Below are 23933 nucleotides of genomic sequence, written 5' to 3'. Positions count from 1 at the left end.
CCCGACCAGAGCCGGAGGCCCCGTCGGTGTCGAGTTCCGGGAACGGCGGCGGGGGAGAGCGACGGGCAGGCTCCGCGGGGAGCGCCGCCGCCCGCGCCCGACTGCGCCGCGCCGCCCGTCCTGCCGCCCCCCGGCCTCCGGCCGGCCGCCGCCGCGGCGGCACCGTCGAGGCCGCCGGCACCGCCACCCCCACCGCCGCGCGGCCCCACCAGCCGACCCCGACCCTGGCGGTGGCCGAGCCGCTTCCCCGGCCCGGCGGCCTGCGCAGCCGTCCCGGACGGCCGTTCCCCGGCGGGTCCGCCGACACCCCGGGGGGCTCCGGCACGTCGGCCGAGGGCCTGCTGGACATGCTCAAGGTCGCCATCGCGATCCTGGACACCGCGGGCCGGGTGGTGCTCTGGAGCCCGGCCGCCGAGGAACTGCTCGGTTGGCCGAACGAGCTGCTGGTCGGCCGCCGGATCGACGAGCTGATCCCCGACCGGGAGCAGGTCGCCCGGATCCGGGCCGCGATCCAGTCCACCCTGCGGGAGGGCCGCTGGGCCGGCCACGCCGAACTGCTCGACCGGGACGGCCTGGCCGTCGCCATGGACGCCCGGATCTCCCTCCTGGTGGACGGCGATGGCACCCCGTTCCTCCAGGTCAGCATGGCCGAGGCGGCCGCCGTCCGGGCCGTCGAGCGGGACCTCGCGGTGCGCGACGCGCTGTTCGAACAGTCCCCGCTGGGCATCGCCATCATGGACACCGACCTGCGCTACACCGCCGTCAACCGGACCCTCGCCGAGATGAACGGCGTCGCCCCGGACGACCACGTCGGCCGGACCACCGGCGAGACCCTGCCGGAGCGGGCGGCCGACGAGATCACCGCCATCCAGCGCCAGGTACTGGCCACCGGCGAGCCGGTCATCGACGTCACCCTGGCCTCTCCGGTCACCACCCGGGCCGGCTACCGCTCGATCTCCTACAGCCGGATGACCGACCGCTCCGGCCGGGTGCTCGGCATCTCCGGCACCGTGATGGACGTGACCGAGCGTTACCGGGCGGTGGCCAAGGTCGAGCACGCCCGGCGCCGGCTCTCGCTGCTCAACGAGTTCGGCTCCCGGGTCGGCGACCTGCTGGACGCCTCCCGGATCGCCCAGGAGCTGGCCGGCTCGGTCGTCCCCCGGCTGTCCGACCACTCGGCGGTGATCCTGCTCCAGGCCGTCGCGCACGGTGACGACCTGCCCCGGCACGGCCACGACCGGCGCACCTCGCTGCTCCAGCTCGGCACCGCCTCCGTCCAGGACGGCCCCGAGGTGGACGTGATGCTGCGCCGCGGCGCCCGGATCACCTTCGCCGAGGACTCCGTCTGCGGCCGGGTGCTGCGCACCGGCGTGCCCGAGCTGGTCTCCGGCGCCGACCAGCTGGACGACGTCACCTACCCGGGCGACCCGAAGATGCAGGCCGCCCGGGACCTCGGCGTGCACTCGATGCTGGTCGTGCCGCTGCGCGCCCGCGGCATCGTGATCGGCCTGCTGCTGGTCAGCCGGGCCGGCTACCGCGAGGGCTTCGACCGGGACGACCTGGCCTTCACCGTCGAGCTGGCCGACCGGGCCGGCAGCTCACTGGACAACGCCCGCCTCTACGCCCGCGAGCGCACCGCCGCGCTCACCCTCCAGCGCACCCTGCTCCCGCAGCAGGTCCCGCAGCCCACCGGCGTCGAGGTCGCCTACCGGTACGTGCCCGGCAGCAGCGGCACCGAGGTCGGCGGCGACTGGTTCGACGTCATCCCGCTGCCCGGCGACCGCACCGCGCTGGTGGTCGGCGACGTGATGGGCCACGGCCTGCGGGCCGCCGCCACGATGGGGCGGCTGCGCACCGCCGTCCGGGTGCTGGCCGCCCTCGACCTGCCGCCGGACGTCCTGCTGCGGCACGTCCACGAGCTGGCCGACGACCTCGCCCAGGGCCCGGACGAGGCGCTGCTGGCGACCTGCGTCTACGCGGTGTTCGACCCGGCGACGGCCCGGCTCACCGTCGCCAAGGCCGGCCACATCCCGCCGGTGCTGGTGGTGCCGGGCAGGGACGCCGCGGAGCCGACCCGCACCGGCGGCCCGCTGCTCGGCGGCGCCGGCCGCATCCTCGACCTGCCCTCCGGCGCCCCGCTCGGGGTGGGCGGAGTCCCGTTCGAGTCGGTCGAACTGAAGATCCCCGAGGGCAGCCTGCTGGCGCTGTGCACCGACGGCCTGGTGGAGTCCCGGGACAAGGACCTGGACGTCGGCCTCGGCCGGTTGGTCACCGTGCTCCAGGAGCCGCACGCCTCCATCCAGGCCGCCTGCGAGGCGGTGCTGGACACCGTGGAGCAGGGCCGGGAGCCGGATGACGTCGCCCTGCTGCTGGCCCGGCTCGGCCACGGCCAGGCCGGCACCCCGACGGCGGGCTGGACCCTCCCGGCCGAGCCCACCGCCGTCTCCCGGGCCCGCCGGCTGGTCCGCGCCACGCTCCTCGAGTGGGGCGTCGAGGAGCTCACCGACATCGCCGAGCTGCTGGTCAGCGAGCTGGTCACGAACGCCGTCCGGTACGCCAGCGCCCCCATCGGGGTGCGGCTGACGCTCGGTGAGACGCTGCTGGCCGAGATCTCCGACCCACTGCCCGACCCGCCCCGGGAGCGGCACGCGGCCGTTGCCGACGAGGGCGGGCGCGGCATCGAACTGGTCCACCGGCTGGCACTGCGCTGGGGCGCCCGGGCCGAGGGCATCGGCAAGGTGGTCTGGTTCGAGCAGGCGCTGCCGGGTAGTGAGCCGGATGGATCGTGATCGGAGCGAACAGCAGGGGAGCGGTGTCGAACATGCCATCGGGCGCTCGGGGGGAGCGCGCGCTCCGGAAGGGGGCGCGAGCGTGGCATTGTGGTTGCGCGGGCGGTAGGACAAAAACCTTCGCCCGATCTGATGTTGTGATGTTGAGGGCGTGTGAACGTACCCCTCGATGATGAATACTCGGTCTTCTCGACATCCGGACGGTCGCGGGTTGGAGGGGTCGGTCCGTTGAACAGCACTCCGGCGCGGAGCGCATCGCCGAGCAGCAGCGGTCATGCCGCCGTGCCCGGACAGGCCGGGTCCGCGCACCTGCCCGTACGGGACGGCGCGGCCGCGGGCCGCGGCCACCGCCCCGCCGACCGGGACCGGTCCTGGGGCGCCAACGACCCCGGCTCGATCTACGACTACATCAGGGTCGCCACCTTCGCGATCGGCCCCGACGGGCTGATCAGCCAGTGGAGCGAGCGCGCCGCCGAGTTCTTCGGCGTCCCGGCCGCCGAGGCCGTCGGAGCCGACCCGATCGCCACCTTCGTCCCCCGCGAGCTCTGGCAGCGCGGCCGAGCCCGGCTGGAGCGCACCCTGGCGGGCGAGGAGTGGGTCGGCACCACCCCGTACCGGGACGCCGACGGCGGCGAGGGCCTCGCCGAGCTCTACCTGATGCCGGACAGCTCGCTGCCCACCGCGGGCGCCACCTGTCTGGCCGTCGACCTCGGGCGGCTGCGCCGGATCGAGACCGACCTGGCCGCCTCCGAGGCCGTCTTCGGGCAGACGCCCACCGGCTTCGTGCTGTTCGACGACCGGCTGCGGCTGCAGCGGGTCAACGACGCCTTCGCCTCCGGGATGGGCCTGGTCCCCACCGACCTGGAGGGCCTCACCCCGCACGACCTCTTCCCGCAGTCCGAGGCCGACCGGCTCACCGCCGCCCTGCGCAAGGTCCTGGCCACCGGCGAGCCCGTCTTCGACCTGCGCTTCCACGGCGCCGTCCCGACCCGCGAGGGCAACCGGCTCTGGGCCGTCTCGCTGTACCGCCTGAACGGCTCCGCCGGGCAGACCATGGGCGTCGCCGGGCAGGTCTCCGACGTCACCAGCCGGCACGTCGCCGAGCGCGAGGCCGACGGCGTGCGCCGCAACCTGGCCCTGCTCAACGAGGCCAGCGCGCACATCGGCTCCACGCTCGACCTGGAGACCACTGCCAAGGAGCTGCTGGACGTCGTCGTCCCGCCGTTCTGCGACCTCGCCACCGTCGACCTGTACACCGCGCTGCTCTCCGGCGAGACCGTGCCCAGCGCGGGCCGGCTCGGCGACACCGTGCTCACCGACGGCAGCGGCGAACTGCGCCGGGTCGCCGTCTCCAGCGTGCTCGGCGGCGCCTCCTCGGTGCTCGGCTCGGTCACCGGCCTGCCGATCGCCGAGGCCGGCGGCACCCTCTGCTACCCGCGCCGCTCCCCGCACGCCCGGGCGCTGCGCACCGGCCGCAGCGTCGTCCCCGAGCCCGGGCGCGACCCGCTGCTGCGCTCCACCCTGATCGTCCCGCTGGTCGCCCGCGACCAGGTGCTCGGCCTCGTCCAGCTCTCCCGGGCGATCGGCAGCGAGCCCTTCGACGCCCGCGACGTCGCGATCGCCGAGGAGCTGGTCGCCCGCGCCGCCGTCTGCATCGACAACGCCCGGCTCTACCGGCGCGAGCACGAGCGGGCGCTGATCCTCCAGCGCAGCCTGCTGCCCCCGGGCAACCCGGCCGCCAGCGGCCTGGAGATCGCCTGCCGCTACCTGCCCAGCAACAACAACACCGAGGTCGGCGGCGACTGGTTCGACGTCATCCCGCTGCCCGGAAACCGCACCGCGCTGGTCATCGGCGACGTGATGGGCCGCGGTCTGCGCGCCGCCGTCGCGATGGGCCAACTGCGCACCGCCGTCCGCACCCTGGCGATGCTCGACCTCGACCCGGCCGAGGTGCTCACCGCCCTGGACGAGATCGCCCGCGGCCTCGGCGACGACTCGGTCCCGGCCGGCCCGCCCACCCCGTACGGGCGGCTCACCTCGACCGCCGACGAGGAGGCCCGCGAGGTCTACCTCGCGACCTGCGTCTACGCGGTCTACGACGCCGTCACCCGCCGCTGCCTGTTCGCCAACGCCGGCCACCTGCCGCCCGTGCTGCTCAGTCCCGGCGAGGGCTCCCGGATGCTCGACGTGCCGCCCGGCCTGCCGCTCGGCGTCGGCGGCGAGCCCTTCGAGGAGGTCGAGCTGACCCTCCCGGACGGCGCCGTGCTCGCCCTCTACACCGACGGCCTGGTGGAGAGCCGCAAGCACCAGCTGGACGAGGGCCTGCGGGCCTTCCGCTCCGCGCTCTCCGACGAGGGCAAGGGGCTGGAGGACCTCTGCGACCACGTGCTCGGCGAGCTCAACCCGCACCACGGCGAGGACGACATCGCCCTGCTGATGGCCAAGGTGCACGCCTTCCCCGACGACGCCGTCGGCAACTGGTTCCTGCCGCCCGAGCCCACCTCGGTGGCCAAGGCCCGGGAGCTGGCGTGCAGCTGGCTGCTCTCCCGGGGGCTGGAGGAGCTGGTCGACACCACCGAGCTGCTGGTCAGCGAGCTGGTCACCAACGCGCTCAAGCACGGCCGGGGCGAGATCCGGCTGCGGCTGCTGCGCGAGCGCGGCCTGGTCTGCGAGGTCTGGGACGACGGCTACGCCCAGCCCCGGCAGCGGCGCGCCCAGGAGACCGACGAGGGCGGGCGCGGCCTGCAGCTGGTCAGCCTGCTGGCCGAGCGCTGGGGCAGCCGGCGCACGCCCAAGGGCAAGATCGTCTGGTTCGAGCTGGCGCTGTAGTCGCCGGAAACGGTGGGCCGGACGGGTGCAGTCGCCCGGCGGCCCGCCGTGTCGGCACGGTCCCAGGGCCCCGGGCGGCGTTCGATGGCCGCCATGCGCGTCCGCCAGCTCACCGCCGCAGCCGCCGCGCTGCTGCTCGCCGCCGGTCTCGGCGGCTGCTCCGACGACTCGGGGCCCGCCCACACACCCGCCCCCGTGCCCGTCCCGGCCGATCCCACCGCCACCACCGGGGACGTCCGGCCCGCCGACCGCGCCGCCGTCCGGGACGGCGGCACGCTGCGCTGGGCGGTGGACGGCGTCCCGGCCACGCTGAACGTCTACCAGGGCGCGGCCAACGCCGACTCGGCGCTGCTCGCCCACGCCCTGTACCCCTCGCTGTTCCGGCCCGACGAGCACGGCCGGCTCGTCCCCGACCCGGACTACCTGGCCGGAGCCGAGTCCACCCCGCCCGGGCCGGGCCCGCAGGTGGTGACGTACCGGCTCAACCCGAACGCCGTCTGGAGCGACGGCACCCCGGTCTCGGCCGCCGACCTCGACGCCCAGCGGACCGCGCTGTCCGGCCTGGACCCGGCGTACGGGGGCGCGCGGGCGGTCGGGTACGACGCCATCGACTCGGTCACCCAGGGCGCCGACCCGTCCGAGGTGCGGGTGACCTTCCGGCGGCCGTACGCCGACTGGCGCTCGCTGTTCGGCCCGCTCTACCCGGCCGCCGAGACGGCCACCCCGGCCGCGTTCGGCCGACCGCTGACCGGAGGCGGGCCGAGCGCCGGGCCGTACACCGTCGCCCGGTACGACGCCGAGGACGGGACGGTCAGTGTGGTGCGCAGCCCGCTCTGGTGGGGCGACCCGCCGAAGGCCGACCGGATCGACTTCCTCGCCGCGCCGCCCGAGCAACGGCTGGACGCGCTGGACGAGGACCGGCTGGACATCGCCCCGCTCACCGCGGCCGTGGACCGGGCGGTCCCGGTCCCGGCCGCCGACGCCCCCGCCGCCTCGGCCTCCCCCTCCGTCGCGCCGCCGCCCGCGGCCGCGCCCGAGGCGGCGGCACTGGCACTGCACCGGGCCGAATCGCTGCCCGGCGTCACCGTGCACCGGGCCGCCGCGGCCTCGCTCACCCAGCTCACCCTCAACGCCGCGCGCGGCCCGCTGACCGACCCGCTGGTGCGCCGCGCCCTCACCCGGGCCGTCGACCGGCAGCGGATCGCCGACGCCGCGCTCACCCCGCTCGGCCTGCCCGCCGCGCCGCTGGGCAGCCACCTGCTCGCGGGCGACCAGGAGGGCTACCGGGACAACAGCGGCGCGGCCGGTCAGGGGGACCCGGGCCGGCTGCTGGACGAGGCGGGCTGGACGCGGCCCGGCGGCGGGGGCACCCGGACCAAGGGCGGCAAGCCACTCGCCCTCTCGATGCTCGTCCCGGCCGGTTCGGCGACCGCCAAGCGCACCGCCGACGCGCTCACCGCCGGCCTAGCGGACGCCGGGATCGCGGTGCAGCAGGTGCCCGCGCCCGCCGACTCCTTCGTCGGGGAGCACCTGGCCGCCGGGGACTACGACCTCGCGCTGCTCACCTGGCCGGCCGGCCCCAGCCCGGCGATCGAACAGCGGCCCGCCTACGCCAAGCCCCGGCCCGACCCCGACGGGGTGCCCGAGCCGGGCGGCAACTTCGGCCGCAGCGGCACCGAGGAGATCGACCGACTGTTCGAGCGGGCGGCCACCGAGCCGGACCAGGCGGCCCGGCTGGACCTGCTCCAGCAGGCGGACGTACGGATCTGGGAGCTCGGGCACTCGGTGCCGCTCTACCAGCGGCCGGAGCTGGTCGGGGTCAGGACCGGGGTGCTCGGCGCGGGCGCGTACGGCTTCGGGTGGCCGCGCTTCCAGGACGTGGGCTGGAGCGCACTGGAGAGCGCGCAGGACTAGACCTGCGGCCGCAGCTCCCGGGCGAAGCGGCGCAGGGCGTCGGTGAAGGCCTCCGGGGCGTCGAAGTTGGCGAGGTGCCGGGCCCGGGGTACCAGCTCGATCCGGGCCCGTCCGTGCGGGTGGGCGGCGGCGAAGGCGCGCTCGCCGGAGCGGAAGGCCGGGTCCTTCTCCCCGTTCAGGATCAGCACCGGGGCCTCGACCCGGCGCAGGACGCCGGGCTCGAAGCGGCCCACCACCGAGGCCCAGGCGGCGGGCAGGGCCTCGAAGCCGTACCCGGCGCGGATCGTCTCCGCGACCACCTGCGCCGGGTAGAGCCGGCGCAGCAGCCCGTCGTTCCAGCGGGACAGCCGCGCGGCCGGGACCCGCGGCACCAGCGCGCCGACCGCCCGGTACGGGACCGCCCAGCGCCCCCGGGTGTCGGCGCTCGCGCCGGCCAGCACCAGCCCGCGCAGCAGCTCGGGCCTGCGCAGGGCGAACTCCAGCGCGACGTACCCGCCCAGCGAGTGCCCGACCACCAGCGCGGGCCCGCCGCCCAGTTCCTCCACCCCCGCGGCGACGCTCGCGCAGGCGGCCGTCAGGCTCCACGGCTCGCCGCGTCGGGTGCCGTGCCCCGGCAGGTCGACGGCCACCACCGGGAACTCCTCCCGCAGCGCTGCCAACTGCGGGCTCCACTGCCCCGCGCTGAAGCGGGTGCCGTGCACCAGGACGATCGGGACACTCATCGGGCCACCTCCGCGGGCTCCGGCATGCGTTCGGCATCGGCGATCCGGCGCCGCCGGGCCCCGGGCTGTCGGATCACGAACGGAAGACTGTCGGAGCACGGCCGGTCGGTGAAGGGCGTGTGACCCACCTGTGATCTTGATCCCGCCGGACCGGCTCGTTTCCGCCCACCTCCGCCCTTCCCCGTACGATAGGAGGAAGCCGCGGCATGGCCATGTGCCCGGCGGGTGGACCGGTAGTAGCAGGCGGAACGGGCGGCGGCGATCGACAGGGATCGCAAGTGCGCGTCACGCAGCCGGGCGCCGCAACCCACGATTCCGGGAGAATCCGCAAGGCATGCCCACGCGCAACGACATCCGTAACGTCGCCATCGTCGCCCACGTCGACCACGGCAAGACCACGCTGGTCGACGCCATGCTCAAGCAGGCCGGCGCCTTCGCCGCCCACCAGCAGCTCGATGACCGGATGATGGACTCCAACGACCTGGAGCGCGAGAAGGGCATCACCATTCTCGCGAAGAACACCGCGGTCAAGTACCACCCCAAGGATGGTGGCGCGCCGATCACCATCAACATCATCGACACCCCGGGCCACGCCGACTTCGGTGGCGAGGTCGAGCGCGGTCTGTCGATGGTGGACGCGGTCGTCCTGCTGGTCGACGCCTCCGAGGGCCCGCTGCCGCAGACCCGCTTCGTGCTGCGCAAGGCGCTCTCCCAGCGCCTGCCCGTCATCCTCTGCATCAACAAGACCGACCGTCCGGACTCCCGGATCGACGAGGTCATCAACGAGACCTACGACCTGTTCCTGGACCTGGACGCGGACGAGGAGCAGATCGAGTTCCCGATCGTCTACGCCTGCGCGCGTGACGGCGTCGCCTCGCTGACCAAGCCGGAGAACGGCACCGTTCCCGCGGACAGCACCAACCTGGAGCCGTTCTTCTCCACCCTGCTGGAGCACGTCCCGGCCCCCAGCTACGACGAGGACGCCCCGCTCCAGGCCCACGTCACCAACCTGGACGCCGACAACTTCCTCGGCCGCATCGCGCTGCTCCGCGTCGAGCAGGGCGAGCTGCGCAAGGGCCAGACCGTGGCCTGGATCAAGCGCGACGGCTCGATCCAGAACGTCCGCATCTCCGAGCTGCTGATGACCGAGGCGCTCACCCGCAAGCCGGCCGAGGTGGCCGGCCCCGGTGACATCTGCGCCGTCGCCGGCATCTCCGACATCATGATCGGCGAGACCCTGGCCGACCCGGAGAACCCGATCGCGCTGCCGCTGATCACGGTGGACGAGCCGGCCATCTCGATGACCATCGGCACCAACACCTCCCCGCTGGTCGGCCGTGGCGGCAGCGGCAAGGGCGCCGACGCCAAGTCCGGCGTCAAGGTGGACCGCAAGGTCACCGCCCGCCAGGTGAAGGACCGCCTGGACCGCGAGCTGATCGGTAACGTCTCGCTGCGCGTGCTGGACACCGAGCGTCCGGACGCCTGGGAGGTGCAGGGCCGCGGTGAGCTGGCGCTGGCCATCCTGATCGAGACCATGCGCCGCGAGGGCTTCGAGCTGACCGTCGGCAAGCCGCAGGTGGTCACCAAGGAGGTCAACGGCAAGACCCACGAGCCGGTCGAGCGCCTCACCGTGGACGTGCCCGAGGAGCACATGGGTGCCGTCACCCAGCTCATGGGCGTCCGCAAGGGCCGGATGGACAACATGTCCAACCACGGCTCGGGCTGGGTCCGGATGGAGTTCGTCGTCCCGTCCCGCGGCCTGATCGGCTTCCGGACCGAGTTCCTCACCAACACCCGCGGCACCGGCATCGCCCACTCGATCCACGAGGGCCACGAGCCGTGGTTCGGCCAGCTGACCACCCGCAACAACGGCTCCCTGGTCGCCGACCGGGCCGGCGTGGTGACCGCCTTCGCGATGACCAACCTCCAGGAGCGCGGCGTGCTCTTCTGCGAGCCGGGCACCGAGGTGTACGAGGGCATGATCGTCGGTGAGAACTCGCGCTCCGACGACATGGACGTGAACATCACCAAGGAGAAGAAGCTCACCAACATGCGGTCCTCGACCGCCGACGTGGCCGAGTCGATCGTCCCGCCGCGCAAGCTCTCGCTGGAGCAGTCGCTGGAGTTCTGCCGCGAGGACGAGTGCATCGAGGTGACCCCGGAGACGGTTCGCATCCGTAAGGTCGTTCTCGACGCGAAGGACCGCGGTCGCACCGCCTCGCGCGCCAAGAAGGCGTGATCCGGACGCACTGAACGGCCATTGGCCGGAATGATTCGCCCCCCTTTCCCATGGAGAGGGGGGCGAACTTTTTCAACTACTCCAAGTTGTCGGGGCCGCTATTCACGGAATAGCGCTCATCACACCTGAGTGTCCGCTGAGCGGACGTGACAGTTCGTCATCCGTGACGACTGTCCGTTTGGTGCCTGTCTGGCTATGTCTCAAATGTCCGGTTTTCGAAACTTACCGACTGTTCATGTGACCTAATTGAGATCGTCACTGGTCACTTTCGTGTCCGTGCGTGACGGATAGTGGGTGCAGTCAGGCTCGGGTCAAGGGTGAACGCGCAGGGGTGCGCGCCGAAACCACGAGCGCGGACGGCACAGCGGGCCCGGTGACCACCGTTCCGCGATGCCTTCCTCGTTGCAACGTCGAATTCAGGAGGCACACCGATGCGCGGTGCGAGCCAGGCCAAGTGGGTTGTCGCAGCTGTTGCTGTCGCCCTCGCTGCGACTGCGTGCAGCAGCAGCGACTCCTCCGGGGGTAGCTCCGAGGGTGGTGCGGTCAACGCCGCCGCCAGCTTCAGCTACCAGAGCGGTGAGCCGCAGCGTCCGCTCCAGCCGGCCAACGCCAATGAGAACATCGGCGGCCGTATCGTCAAGGTGCTCTTCAAGGGCCTGGTCGACTACGACCCCGCGACCGGTGCGCTGCGCAACCAGGTGGCCGACAAGATCGAGACCACCGACGCCAAGAACTACACCGTCACGCTGAAGCCCGGCTGGACCTTCCACGACGGCAGCGCGGTCACCGCCGCGTCCTTCGTCAAGGCCTGGAACTGGTCGGCCAACACGAAGAACAACCAGATCAACTCGTCCTGGTTCTCCGACATCGTCGGCTACGACGCCGTCCACCCGGAGAAGGGTGACCCGACCGCGACCGAGATGTCCGGCCTGAAGATCGTCGACGACACCCACTTCACCATCGAACTGACCAGCCCCGTCTCGTACTTCACGTACAAGCTCGGCTACACGGCCTTCTCCCCGCTGCCCGAGGGCTTCTTCGCCGACCCGGCCGGCTTCGGCCAGAAGCCGGTCGGCAACGGCCCCTACAAGTTCGTCTCGTGGGAGCACAACAAGGCCGTCACCGTCCAGGCCTACGACAAGTACGCCGGCTCGGACAAGCCGAAGAACGGCGGCATCGTCTTCCGGAACTACAGCTCCGGTGAGGCCGCGTACAAGGACCTGATGTCCGACACCCTGGACGTCCTGGACCAGGTCGACTCGACCGACCTCCCGAAGTACAAGGACGACCTGGGCAAGCGCGCCGTCGACCAGGCCCAGGGCGCCATCCAGAACGTCGGCTTCGCGCTGTACCAGGGCGACTGGAACGCCCCGGGCAAGGAGAAGGTCCGTCAGGGCATCTCCATGGCGATCGACCGCGACACCATCACCAAGACCGTGCTGAACGGCAACCGCATCCCCGCCGACTCGTGGGTCGCCCCGGGCGTCATGGGCTACAAGGCCGACACCTGCGGTGAGTTCTGCAAGTTCAACCCGGAGAAGGCCAAGCAGCTCATCGCCGAGGGCGGCGGCGTCCCCGGCGGCAAGGTCACCATCCTGTACAACGCCGACGGCAGCCACAAGGAGTGGGTGGACGCGGTCTGCAACTCCATCCGCCAGTCGACCGGCGTGGACTGCACCGGTGACCCGAAGCCGGACTTCAAGTCCGTCCGTGACGTCGTCACCAACAAGCAGGTCCAGAGCATGATGCGTACCGGCTGGGTGCAGGACTACCCGCTGAACGCCAACTTCCTGCGTGACGTCTACGGCACCGGCGCCTCGTCGAACGACAACCAGTACTCCAGCACGGAGTTCGACCGCCTGGCCAAGGAGGCGGACGCCGCCACCTCGGTCGAGAAGACCGCCGAGCTGTACCAGCAGGCCGAGGCCCAGCTGGCCAAGGACATGCCGTCCATCCCGCTCTGGTACTACAAGACCAGCTCCGGCTACTCCAAGAACGTCCAGAGCGTGAAGTTCGACTCCTTCGGCGACCCGGTCTTCACCGACGTCGAGGTCAAGAAGAAGTAATCGGTCGGCACCGCCTGACCCGGTGACAACGGCCGGTGCCCGTCCATCCCCACAAGGGCGAGGACTGGCACCGGCCGTTGGCACGCCGACTTATCTCTTGCCGGGTTGACGGGCCCGGCAGAGTCATACATGGAGGCACGATGGGGCGCTTTGTCGCGAGGCGACTGCTCCAGATGATCCCGGTCTTCTTCGGAACGACCTTGCTCATCTTTTTGATGGTGCACGCGCTGCCGGGTGACCCGGTGGCCGCGATGTGGGGCGACAAGGCGCCGGATCCGGCGCAGGTCGAGGCCCTGAAGCACTCGATGGGTCTCGACAAGTCGCTGCCCCAGCAGTACCTCGACTACATGGGGAACCTGCTGACCGGTGACTTCGGAAAGACTCTGGCCCAGCGACCGGTGCTCGACGTGATCACCGAGGCGCTGCCGGTCACGGTCCGGTTGGCGCTGTTCGCGTTCGCCATCGAGATCGTGCTGGGCATCGGCATCGGCCTGTTCGCCGGTCTGCGCCGGGGCAAGGCGTTCGACAAGGGCGCCCTGATCTTCACCCTGCTGCTGATCTCGATCCCGATCCCGGTGCTCGGCTTCATCTTCCAGACGATCTTCGCGGACGACCTGAAGTGGGTCACGCCGACCGTCCAGGACTCGAACGACATCACCCAGCTGGTGCTGCCGGCCATCGTGCTCGGCTCGGTGTCGCTGGCCTTCGTGGCGCGTCTCACCCGCACCTCCATAGCCGAGAACATCAAGGCCGACTACGTCCGCACCGCGGTGGCCAAGGGCCTGCCGCGGCGCAAGGTGATCGGCACCCACCTGCTGCGCAACTCGCTGATCCCGGTGGTCACGTTCCTCGGCACCGACCTGGGCGCCCTGATGGGCGGCGCGATCGTCACCGAAGGCATCTTCAACGTCAAGGGCGTCGGCAACGCGCTCTTCCACGCGATCAACCTGAAGGAGGGCTCGACGGTCTCCGGCTTCGTCGCCTTCCTGGTGATCGTGTACCTGGTTGCCGGCCTGATCGTCGACCTGCTTTACGCGGTCCTGGACCCGAGGATCCGTTATGCCTGACCTGACCGAGAAGAAGACGGCCGGGCAGACCCCGGCCCCGGCCGCTGCCGCCGCCGCGGTCGCCAAGCCGGAGAAGGCGCGCAGCCTCGGCTCCGACGCCTGGCACGACCTGCGCCGCAAGCCGATCTTCGTGATCTCCGCGCTGCTCATCCTGCTGCTGATCGTCATCGCGATCGCGCCGGGCCTGTTCACCTCGGTGGACCCGCGGGCCGGCGACCTGCGCAACCACTACCTGTCGAAGCCGAACTACAGTCACTTCTTCCAGCCCGACTGGTTCGGCTACGACCTCCAGGGCCGCAGCATCTACGCCCGCGTCATCTACGGCGCCCGCGCCTCGGTCGTGGTCGGCATCTGCGTCACGCTGGGCGTGACCATCATCGGCGGCATCGCCGGTATGCTCGCCGGTTACTTCGGCGGCTGGATCGACACGATCATCTCCCGGGTCACCGACATCTTCTTCGGCATCCCGCTGCTGCTCGGCTCGCTGGTGGTCCTGAACGCCTTCACCTCGCGCACCGTGTGGAGCGTGGTCTTCGCGCTGGTCGCCCTGGGCTGGACCCAGATGACCCGTGTCATGCGCGGCTCGGTGATCACGGTCAAGCAGGCCGACTTCGTGACGGCGGCCAGGGCCCTCGGCGCCGGCACCACCCGGATCATGTTCAAGCACATCCTGCCGAACGCGATCGCTCCGGTGATCGTGGTCGCGACCATCGCCCTCGGCGGCTACATCGCCACCGAGGCGACGCTGAGCTTCCTCGGCATCGGTCTGCAGGACCCGACCATCTCCTGGGGCATCGACATCAACTCGGCCCAGAAGGTGATCCGTACGGCGCCGTTCGCCCTGTTCTTCCCGGCCGGAATGCTGAGCCTCACCGTGCTGGCGTTCATCATGCTCGGCGACGCGGTGCGCGACGCCCTCGACCCGAAGCTCCGCTGAGAGAAGAGGTGACGACCCGATGACCACCGTGATCGAGAACAACCAGAAGAACGATCGTCTCGAAGTTGGCACCCCTCTCCTGGAGGTGAAGGACCTCCACGTGGAGTTCCACACCCGGGACGGGATCGCCAAGGCCGTGAACGGCGTCAACTACTCCGTCGCGGCCGGCGAGACGCTCGCCGTGCTCGGCGAGTCCGGCTCCGGCAAGTCCGTGACGGCGCAGACCATCATGGGCATCCTGGACATGCCCCCGGGCAAGGTGACGCAGGGCGAGATCCTGTACCGGGGCAAGGACATGCTCAAGATGAGCAACGAGGAGCGGCGGCAGGTCCGCGGCCGGAAGATCGCGATGATCTTCCAGGACGCGCTGTCCGCGCTGAACCCGGTGCTCAGCGTCGGCTACCAGCTCGGCGAGATGTTCCGCGTGCACCAGGGCGCCTCCAAGAAGGAGGCGAAGGAGAAGGCCATCGAGCTGATGGACCGGGTGCGCATCCCCGCCGCCCGGCAGCGGGTGGACGACTACCCGCACCAGTTCTCCGGCGGCATGCGCCAGCGCATCATGATCGCCATGGCGCTGGCCCTCCAGCCCGACCTGATCATCGCGGACGAGCCCACCACCGCCCTGGACGTGACCGTCCAGGCCCAGGTGATGGACCTCCTCGCGGAGCTGCAGGCCGAGTACAACATGGGCCTGATCCTGATCACCCACGACCTCGGCGTGGTCGCCGACGTCGCGGACAAGATCGCCGTGATGTACGCGGGCCGGATCGTGGAGACCGCCCCGGTGCACGAGCTGTACGCGAACCCCGCGCACCCGTACACCAAGGGCCTGCTCCGCTCCATCCCGCGCCTGGACCAGAAGGGCCAGGAGCTGTACGCGATCAAGGGCCTGCCCCCGAACCTGCTGAAGGTTCCGACCGGCTGCGCGTTCAACCCCCGCTGCGACGTCGCCACCGACCTGTGCCGCACCGAGATCCCGGCGCTGCACCACGTGACGGACAAGGACGGCAAGGAGCTCGCCGGCCGCCGCAGCGCGTGCCACCTCTGGAAGGAGACCCTCCATGGCTGAGAACATCCTGGAGGTCAAGGACCTGCACAAGCACTACCCGCTGACCCAGGGCATCCTCTTCAAGAAGCAGGTCGGTGCGGTCAAGGCGGTCGACGGCATCTCCTTCGAGCTGAAGAAGGGCGAGACCCTCGGCATCGTCGGTGAGTCCGGCTGTGGCAAGTCCACGCTGGCCAAGGTGCTGATGAACCTGGAGCGGGCCACCTCCGGCCAGGTGCTGTTCAAGGGCGAGGACATCTCCCGGCTGTCCGGCGCGGCGCTCAAGTCCGTCCGCCGCAACATCCAGATGGTGTTCCAGGACCCGTACACCTCGCTCAACCCGCGCATGACGGTCGGCGACATCATCGGCGAGCCGTTCGAGATCCACCCCGAGGTGGCGCCCAAGGGCGACCGCCGCAAGGCCGTCCAGGACCTGCTGGACGTCGTGGGCCTGAACCCGGAGTACATCAACCGGTACCCGCACCAGTTCTCCGGCGGCCAGCGCCAGCGCATCGGCATCGCCCGCGGCCTCGCGCTCAAGCCCGAGATCATCATCTGCGACGAGCCGGTCTCCGCCCTGGACGTGTCCGTCCAGGCGCAGGTGATCAACCTGCTGGAGCAGCTGCAGGGCGAGTTCGGCCTCTCCTACATGTTCATCGCGCACGACCTCTCCATCGTCCGGCACATCTCCGACCGCGTCGGCGTGATGTACCTGGGCAAGATGGTCGAGATCGGCTCGGACGAGGAGATCTACGAGAACGCCACCCACCCGTACACCCAGGCGCTGCTCTCCGCGGTGCCGGTGCCGGACCCGACGGCGCGCGAATCCCGCGAGCGGATCATCCTCAGCGGTGACATCCCCTCGCCGGCCAACCCGCCGTCCGGCTGCCGCTTCCGCACCCGCTGCTGGAAGGCGGAGGAGAAGTGCTCCGAGGAGATCCCGCTGCTCGCGGTCCCCTCGCTGCTGAAGGGCCCGGCCGCGCACGAGTCGGCCTGCCACTTCCCCGAGGTCAGGGAGCAGGCCGCAGCGGCCTGATCCCCCGGTGGTCCCAGGAAGGGCCCGTGGCGTTCGCGCCGCGGGCCCTTCCGGCGTTCCGGCGCCGCGTCAACTCGGCGGGAGGTCACCGCACCCGTCCGGGTGTTGCTGACGCGCGCCGTCGCCGGGGCGCGCTTCTCATGGGGTGTGATGCGACAACACCCTGAGGAGGAACCTCCATGCCCGTAGCCGCCCGTGCTCGCTGGGTCCTCGCCGTCGCGACGTCCGTGGCCCTGGTGGCCACCGGGTGCAGCAACAACGGCAGCGGAGGAGGCAGCGGCTCGTCGGACGCCAGCAAGTCCTTCAGCTACCAGAGCAACGAGCCGCAGAACCCGCTGCAGCCCGCCAACGCGAACGAGGTCGGCGGCGGTCGCATCATCCAGAACCTCTTCAAGGGGCTGGTCGACTACGACCCGAGCAACGCCCGGATCCGGATGCAGGTCGCCGAGAAGGTCGACACCAGTGACTCGCAGACCTTCGAGATCACGCTGAAGGACGGCTGGAAGTTCCACGACGGCACCCCGGTGCACGCCCGGAACTTCGTCGACGCCTGGAACTGGGGGGCCAACCCCGCCAACAACCAGATCAACAGCTCCTGGTTCTCCGACATCGAGGGCTACGAGGACGTCCACCCGGCCTCCGGCCGGCCCGCCTCGGACAAGATGTCCGGGCTGACCGTCACCGACGACCTCCACTTCACCGTCAAGCTCAGCCACAAGGTCTCGTACTTCGAGTACAAGCTCGGCTACATCGCCTTCTCGCCACTGCCCGATGGCTTCTACTCCGACCCGGCCGGCTACGGGCAGAAGCCGGTGGGCAACGGCCCGTACCAGTTCGTCAGCTGGTCGCACAACAGCAACGTGACCACCAAGGCCTTCCCCGACTACCAGGGTGTGGACAAGCCGAAGAACGGCGGCATCGTCTTCAAGATGTACACCACGTCCGAGGCCGCCTACGCCGACCTCCAGTCCAACAACCTGGACGTGATGGACCAGGTGCCGCCGTCCGCGCTGGCCACGTACAAGAGCGACCTCGGCGACCGCGCGGTGGACGAGCCGCAGGGCGCCATCCAGAACATCGGCTTCACGCTCTACCAGGCCGGCTGGGCCGCGCCGGAGAAGGCCAAGGTGCGCCAGGGACTGTCGATGGCGATCGACCGCGCCACCATCACCAAGACGGTGCTCCAGGGCTCCCGCAAGCCCGCCACCGCCTGGGTGGCCGAGGGTGTCGAGGGCTACAAGTCCGGTACCTGCGGCGACTTCTGCACGTTCGACGCGACCAAGGCCAAGCAGCTGATCCAGGAGGGCGGCGGCGTCCCCGGCAACAAGCTGATGATCACCTACAACGCGGACGGCGGCCACAAGGAGTGGGTGGACGCGGTCTGCAACTCGATCCGGCAGAGCACCGGGGTCGACTGCCTGGGCGACCCGAAGCCCGACTTCAAGACCGCGCGGGCCGCGATCACCGGGCACACCGTCAACGGCGCCTTCCGCACCGGCTGGGTGCAGGACTACCCGCTGAACGCCAACTTCCTGGCCGACGTGTACCGCACCGGCGCCGCGTCCAACGACTTCGGCTACAGCAACCCGCAGTTCGACGAGGCGGCCACCCGGGCCGACGAGGCCGCCGGCGTCGCCGACACGGTGACGGGCTACCAGCAGGCCGAAGCGGTGCTGCCGAGCGGGATGCCGGCCATCCCGCTCTGGTACTACCGCACCAACTCGGGCTACTCGAGCAAGGTGCAGAACGTGAAGTTCGACTCCTTCGGCAACCCGGCCTGGACCCAGGTCGAGGTCAAGGGCTGAGCCCGGACTCCTCGCACCGGCCCCGCCCTCCCCGCACGGAGGGCGGGGCGCGGTCTCTCGGCCGACCGGCCCGGTCGGCCGGGCACCCCGACCGGACAGCCGGTCGGATACCCGGCCGGACACCCGGTCGGAACCCGCTCGGACACCTAGGAAGGAGGCTCGGATGGGCAGTTACGTGCTGCGGCGGGTGCTGCAGATGATCCCGGTGTTCTTCGGCACCACGCTGCTGATCTTCCTGATGGTCTACACGCTGCCGGGCGACCCGGTCGCGGCGCTGTTCGGCGAGAAGGCCGCCGACCCGGCCGTGGTTGCCAGCATCAAGCACACGTACTACCTGGACCAGCCGATCTGGAAGCAGTACCTGCACTACATGGGGAACCTCTTCCAGGGGGACTTCGGCACCAGCTTCACCGGCCGTCCGGTCACCGACATCATGGCGGACGCCTTCCCGGTCACCATCCGGCTCGCCCTGATGGCGTTCGTCTTCGAGATGGTCGTGGGCCTCGCCCTGGGCCTGGTCTCCGGACTGCGGCGCGGCAGCATCCCGGACACCCTGGTGCTGATCCTGACCCTGGTGGTCATCTCGATCCCGGTCTTCGTGCTGGCCTACATCGCCCAGACGGTGTTCGCCACCAACCTGGGATGGGTCACGCCGACGGTGCAGGACAGCTACGACCTGACCCAGCTGATCCTGCCGGCGATCGTGCTGGGCTCGCTCTCGCTCGCGTACGTCGCCCGGCTCACCCGGACGTCGATCGGCGAGAACCTGCGGGCCGACTACATGCGCACCGCGGTCGCCAAGGGCCTGCCCCGACGCACCATCACCTCCCGCCACCTGCTGCGCAACTCGCTGATCCCGGTGGTCACCTTCCTCGGCACCGACCTCGGCGCGCTGATGGGCGGGGCCATCGTCACCGAGGGCATCTTCAACGTGCAGGGCATCGGCAACGTCCTGTACCGGGCGATCAACCAGAAGGAGGGCCCCACCGTGGTCGGCATCGTGACCGTCCTGGTGATCGTCTACCTGGTCGCCAGCCTGCTCGTCGACCTGCTCTACGCGGTCCTGGACCCGAGGATCCGCTATGCCTGAGCCCGACATCCACGACGAGGAGTCGTACGAACCGCACCCCAAGCCGGGGGTCGTGCGCCTCGACTACGCGGGCGAGCAGGGCATGGCCGTCGAGCAGGAGACTTTAGTCGAACCCGACGTGGAGAAGCGCGAGGCGGCCCGCAGCCTGTGGGGCGACGCCTGGCGGGACCTGCGCCGGCGGCCGATCTTCCTGCTCTCGGCGCTGCTGATCCTGCTGCTGGTGATCATGGCGATCTTCCCCGGGGCGTTCACCGACGCGGACCCGCGCGCGGCCGACCTGGTGAACAACTACCTCAGGCGCCCGGACTGGAGCGACGTCTTCGGGGCCGGCTGGTTCGGCTACGACGCGCAGGGCCGCTCCATCTACGCCCGGGTGGTGTACGGCGCCCGGGCCTCGATCACCGTCGGCATCTTCGTGACTGCCGCCGTCACCCTGCTCGGCGGGCTGACCGGGATGGCGGCCGGCTACTTCGGCGGCTGGATCGACGCGCTGCTCTCCCGGATCACCGACATCTTCTTCGGCATCCCGCTGCTGCTCGGCGCGCTGGTGCTGCTGAACGCCTTCGCCACCCGCACGGTGTGGACCGTGGTCGTCGCGCTGGGCGTGCTCGGCTGGACCCAGATCGCCCGCGTCATGCGCGGAGCGGTGCTGACCGTCAAGCAGTCCGACTACGTGGTGGCGGGCCGGGCGCTCGGGGCCGGGACGGGCCGGCTGATGTTCCGGCACATCCTGCCGAACGCGATCGCTCCGGTGATCGTGGTGGCGACCATCGCCCTCGGCGGCTACATCGCCACCGAGGCGACGCTGAGCTTCCTCGGCATCGGTCTGCAGGACCCCACCATCTCCTGGGGCATCGACATCGCCTCCGCCCAGAAGGTGATCCGGACCGCGCCGTACGTGCTGTTCTTCCCGGCCACGGCGCTCTCGGTCACCGTGCTGGCCTTCATCATGCTGGGCGACGCGGTGCGCGACGCCCTCGATCCGAAGCTTCGCTGAGCGAGGGGAGCGCATCGTGAGTACAGCGGTGGACACCGCCGGGCGCGAGCAGGAGGCGCCGTACCAGGGGCCGCTGCTCGACGTCCGCGACCTGCACGTCGAGTTCGTCACCCGGGACGGCGTCGCCCGGGCGGTGAACGGGGTGAGCTACTCCGTCGCGGCGGGGGAGACGCTGGCGGTGCTGGGGGAGTCCGGTTCGGGCAAGTCGGTGACGGCGCAGGCGATCATGGGCATCCTGGACATGCCGCCCGCCCGAATCCCGCGCGGCGAGATCCTCTACCGGGGCCGGGACATGCTCAAGCTGGGCAAGGAGGAGCGGCGGCGGATCCGCGGCCAGAAGATCGCGATGATCTTCCAGGACGCGCTGTCCGCGCTGAACCCGGTGCTCAGCGTGGGCTACCAGCTCGGCGAGATGTTCCGCTCGCACCGGGGCGTCTCCCGCAAGGAGGCCAAGGAGAAGGCCGTCGAGCTGATGGACCGGGTGCGCATCCCCGCCGCCCGGCAGCGGGTGGACGACTACCCGCACCAGTTCTCCGGCGGCATGCGCCAGCGCATCATGATCGCCATGGCGCTGGCCCTCCAGCCCGACCTGATCATCGCGGACGAGCCCACCACCGCCCTGGACGTGACCGTCCAGGCCCAGGTGATGGACCTCCTCGCGGAGCTGCAGGCCGAGTACAACATGGGCCTGATCCTGATCACCCACGACCTCGGCGTGGTCGCCGACGTCGCGGACAAGATCGCCGTGATGTACGCGGGCCGGATCGTGGAGACCGCCCCGGTGCACGAGCTGTACGCGAACCCCGCGCACCCGTACACCAGGGGGCTGCTGGACTCGATCCCCCGGCTGGACCAGAAGGGCCAGGAGCTCTACGCCATCAAGGGGCTGCCGCCCAACCTGCTGCGCATCCCCAAGGGCTGCGCCTTCAACCCGCGGTGCCCGCGCGCCCAGGACGTCTGCCGGGTCGAGGTGCCGGAGCTGTTCCCGGTCACCGAGGAGGACGGGACGCCGCTGGAGGGGCGCGGCAGCGCCTGCTTCTTCTGGAAGGAGACCCTCCATGACCACGACCGCTGACGGGGCCGGCGCACTGGGCGCGGCGCTGCCGGAGGAGGTCGTCTTCGCGCAGGAGGTGCCGCGCGGCGAGCCGATCCTCGAAGTCCGGGACCTGGTCAAGCACTTCCCGCTCACCCAGGGCGTCCTGTTCAGGAAGCAGGTCGGCGCGGTGAAGGCGGTCGACGGGGTCAGCTTCGACCTGATGCAGGGCGAGACGCTCGGGGTCGTCGGCGAGTCCGGCTGCGGGAAGTCCACGCTGGCCAAGGTGCTGATGAACCTGGAGCCGGCCACCTCGGGATCGGTCCGCTACAAGGGGGAGGAGATCTCCCGGCTGTCCGGGGCGGGGCTGAGGGCCGTCCGGCGGAACATCCAGATGGTGTTCCAGGACCCGTACACCTCGCTCAACCCGCGCATGACGGTCGGCGACATCATCGGCGAGCCGTTCGAGATCCACCCCGAGGTGGCGCCCAGGGGCGACCGCCGCAAGGCCGTCCAGGACCTGCTGGACGTGGTCGGACTCAACCCCGAGTACATCAACCGCTATCCGCACCAGTTCTCCGGCGGCCAGCGCCAACGCATCGGCATCGCCCGGGGGTTGGCGCTCAAGCCGGAGATCATCATCTGCGACGAGCCGGTCTCGGCGCTGGACGTCTCGGTTCAGGCGCAGGTGATCAACCTGCTGGAGCAGCTGCAGGGCGAGTTCAACCTGTCGTACATGTTCATCGCGCACGACCTCTCCATCGTCCGGCACATCTCCGACCGGGTCGGGGTGATGTACCTCGGGAAGGTGGTCGAGATCGGCAGCGACGCGGAGATCTACGACCACGCGACGCACCCGTACACCCAGGCGCTGCTCTCGGCGGTGCCGGTGCCGGACCCGAGGGCGCGGGAGACGCGCGACCGGATCGTGCTCACCGGCGACGTGCCCTCGCCGGCCAACCCGCCGTCCGGCTGCCGGTTCCGGACCCGCTGCTGGAAGGCGCAGCAGCGGTGCGAGGTCGAGGAGCCGCTGCTGGCCGCGCCGTCCTGGCTGGACGGGGCGGCGCGGCACGACTCGGCGTGCCACTTCGCGGCGGAGCGGGGGGCCGGGCAGGCGGAGGCGGGGGCGGACGGGCAGGGCTCCGGCTGACCCGGGTCCGACGCCAGGGCGCGTCCCCGCCGGTGGGGGCGCGCCCTTTCTCGTGACGGAAAAGAGATCTGCCGCAGGCTCGCCAAGTGCGGCCCGGTCCTTGATAGTTGCTCTGCGCCCGGCGGTGGACGCGGGGGCGCCGAGGAGGGCTGCGCTGATGGACGCGGTGGAGGTGATCGGCGGCGGTCGGGGGAGTCTGGAGCCCGGGACGCCGCTGCTGGAGGTCGACGACCTGCACGTGGAGTTCCACACCCGGGACGGCGTCGCCAAGGCCGTCAACGGGGTGAGCTACTCCGTCGCGGCGGGGGAGACGCTGGCGGTGCTGGGGGAGTCCGGTTCGGGCAAGTCGGTGACGGCGCAGGCGATCATGGGCATCCTGGACATGCCGCCGGGGCGGATCGCCTCGGGACGGATCCTGTTCCGCGGCGAGGACCTGCTGACCATGGGCGGCGATGCCCGGCGGTCCATCCGGGGCCGGCACATCGCGATGATCTTCCAGGACGCGCTGTCCGCGCTGAACCCGGTGCTCAGCGTGGGCTACCAGCTGGGCGAGATGTTCCGCTCGCACCGGGGCGTCTCCCGCAGGGAGGCGAAGGAGAAGGCGGTCGAGCTGATGGAGCGGGTGCGCATCCCGGCCGCGAAGCAGCGCGTCGGGGACTTTCCGCACCAGTTCTCCGGCGGCATGCGGCAGCGGATCATGATCGCGATGGCGCTGGCCCTGGAGCCGGACCTGATCATCGCCGACGAGCCCACCACCGCCCTGGACGTGACCGTCCAGGCGCAGGTGATGGACCTGCTGGCGGAGCTGCAGGCCGAGTTCAACATGGGGCTGATCCTGATCACCCACGACCTGGGCGTGGTCGCGGACGTCGCGGACAAGATCGCCGTGATGTACGCGGGGCGGATCGTGGAGACCGCCCCGGTGCACGAGCTGTACGCGCGGCCCGCGCATCCGTACACCAGGGGGCTGCTGGACTCGATCCCCCGGCTGGACCAGAAGGGCCAGGACCTGCACGCCATCAAGGGGCTGCCGCCGAGCCTGCTGAGCCTCCCGGAGGGCTGCGCGTTCAACCCGCGCTGCAACCGAGTCCAGGACCGCTGCCGTACCGAACTCCCGCCGCTGACACCGGTCACCGGCGAGCACGGGACGGAGTTGGCGGGCCGGCGCAGCGCCTGCCACTACTGGCGCGAGACGCTGCACGGCTGAGGCCCGC

General features: G+C 71.0%; 16 protein-coding genes. 15 read left to right on the top strand and 1 reads right to left on the bottom strand.

Going from position 1 to position 23933, the window contains the following annotated elements; all coding sequences use genetic code 11:
• The first annotated feature begins 26 nt into the window (after window positions 1-26).
• The 3 genes from ACZ5OX_RS15635 (at window position 27) to ACZ5OX_RS15625 (ending at window position 7532) form a co-directional block, all read left to right on the top strand.
• Window positions 27-2789, top strand: coding sequence for a SpoIIE family protein phosphatase (locus tag ACZ5OX_RS15635; RefSeq protein WP_465630321.1), 2763 nt, complete (start codon window positions 27-29; stop codon window positions 2787-2789).
• A 282-nt stretch (window positions 2790-3071) separates the two neighbouring features.
• Window positions 3072-5618 carry a SpoIIE family protein phosphatase gene (locus ACZ5OX_RS15630; RefSeq protein WP_465630320.1) on the top strand — a complete coding sequence of 849 codons (2547 nt, stop codon included), beginning with the start codon at window positions 3072-3074 and terminating at the stop codon, window positions 5616-5618.
• 93 nt (window positions 5619-5711) lie between these two features.
• Window positions 5712-7532, top strand: coding sequence for an ABC transporter family substrate-binding protein (locus tag ACZ5OX_RS15625; protein ID WP_465630397.1), 1821 nt, complete (start codon window positions 5712-5714; stop codon window positions 7530-7532).
• Here ACZ5OX_RS15625 and ACZ5OX_RS15620 read toward each other — a convergent pair.
• Window positions 7529-8254: an alpha/beta fold hydrolase gene (locus tag ACZ5OX_RS15620; protein WP_465630319.1), complete on the bottom strand. Its 726-nt coding sequence runs from the start codon at window positions 8252-8254 to the stop codon at window positions 7529-7531. The genes ACZ5OX_RS15625 and ACZ5OX_RS15620 overlap by 4 nt on opposite strands.
• 334 nt (window positions 8255-8588) lie before the next feature.
• Here ACZ5OX_RS15620 and typA point away from each other — a divergent pair, with 334 nt between their 5' ends.
• The 12 genes from typA (at window position 8589) to ACZ5OX_RS15560 (ending at window position 23926) form a co-directional block, all read left to right on the top strand.
• The gene (gene typA, locus ACZ5OX_RS15615) at window positions 8589-10493 is read left to right on the top strand and encodes a translational GTPase TypA (protein ID WP_465630318.1); all 1905 of its coding nucleotides are present in this window, start codon (window positions 8589-8591) and stop codon (window positions 10491-10493) included.
• Window positions 10494-10924: 431 nt separating this feature from the next.
• Window positions 10925-12559 (top strand): peptide ABC transporter substrate-binding protein, encoded by a 1635-nt coding sequence (locus ACZ5OX_RS15610; protein WP_465630317.1) that lies wholly within the window; start codon window positions 10925-10927, stop codon window positions 12557-12559.
• A 140-nt stretch (window positions 12560-12699) separates the two neighbouring features.
• Window positions 12700-13626 carry an ABC transporter permease gene (locus ACZ5OX_RS15605; protein ID WP_465630316.1) on the top strand — a complete coding sequence of 309 codons (927 nt, stop codon included), beginning with the start codon at window positions 12700-12702 and terminating at the stop codon, window positions 13624-13626.
• Complete coding sequence (locus ACZ5OX_RS15600; protein WP_465630315.1) at window positions 13619-14563, top strand: ABC transporter permease; 945 nt, start codon at window positions 13619-13621, stop codon at window positions 14561-14563. Before ACZ5OX_RS15605 ends, ACZ5OX_RS15600 begins: the two co-directional genes overlap by 8 nt.
• 19 nt (window positions 14564-14582) lie before the next feature.
• Entirely contained in the window at window positions 14583-15632 is a 1050-nt protein-coding gene (locus ACZ5OX_RS15595) for an ABC transporter ATP-binding protein (RefSeq protein WP_465630314.1), read from the top strand.
• Window positions 15625-16644: an ABC transporter ATP-binding protein gene (locus ACZ5OX_RS15590; protein ID WP_392873649.1), complete on the top strand. Its 1020-nt coding sequence runs from the start codon at window positions 15625-15627 to the stop codon at window positions 16642-16644. The genes ACZ5OX_RS15595 and ACZ5OX_RS15590 overlap by 8 nt, the downstream gene beginning before the upstream one ends.
• Before the next feature lie 179 nt (window positions 16645-16823).
• Window positions 16824-18449 carry a peptide ABC transporter substrate-binding protein gene (locus ACZ5OX_RS15585; RefSeq protein WP_465630313.1) on the top strand — a complete coding sequence of 542 codons (1626 nt, stop codon included), beginning with the start codon at window positions 16824-16826 and terminating at the stop codon, window positions 18447-18449.
• 163 nt (window positions 18450-18612) lie between these two features.
• Window positions 18613-19539 carry an ABC transporter permease gene (locus ACZ5OX_RS15580; protein WP_392873644.1) on the top strand — a complete coding sequence of 309 codons (927 nt, stop codon included), beginning with the start codon at window positions 18613-18615 and terminating at the stop codon, window positions 19537-19539.
• A complete protein-coding gene (locus ACZ5OX_RS15575; protein ID WP_449791120.1) occupies window positions 19532-20536 on the top strand; it encodes an ABC transporter permease in 1005 nt (334 codons plus the stop codon). The genes ACZ5OX_RS15580 and ACZ5OX_RS15575 overlap by 8 nt, the downstream gene beginning before the upstream one ends.
• Window positions 20537-20552: 16 nt before the next feature.
• Entirely contained in the window at window positions 20553-21611 is a 1059-nt protein-coding gene (locus tag ACZ5OX_RS15570) for an ABC transporter ATP-binding protein (RefSeq protein ID WP_465630312.1), read from the top strand.
• Window positions 21595-22719: an ABC transporter ATP-binding protein gene (locus ACZ5OX_RS15565; RefSeq protein ID WP_465630311.1), complete on the top strand. Its 1125-nt coding sequence runs from the start codon at window positions 21595-21597 to the stop codon at window positions 22717-22719. Before ACZ5OX_RS15570 ends, ACZ5OX_RS15565 begins: the two co-directional genes overlap by 17 nt.
• Before the next feature lie 157 nt (window positions 22720-22876).
• Complete coding sequence (locus ACZ5OX_RS15560) at window positions 22877-23926, top strand: ABC transporter ATP-binding protein (protein ID WP_465630310.1); 1050 nt, start codon at window positions 22877-22879, stop codon at window positions 23924-23926.
• Window positions 23927-23933 lie beyond the last annotated feature (7 nt).

Source organism: Kitasatospora sp. NPDC032121 (genome assembly GCF_055580145.1).
Note: the sequence above shows the minus strand (reverse complement) of the source record. Positions and strands in the feature narration are given on the sequence as shown.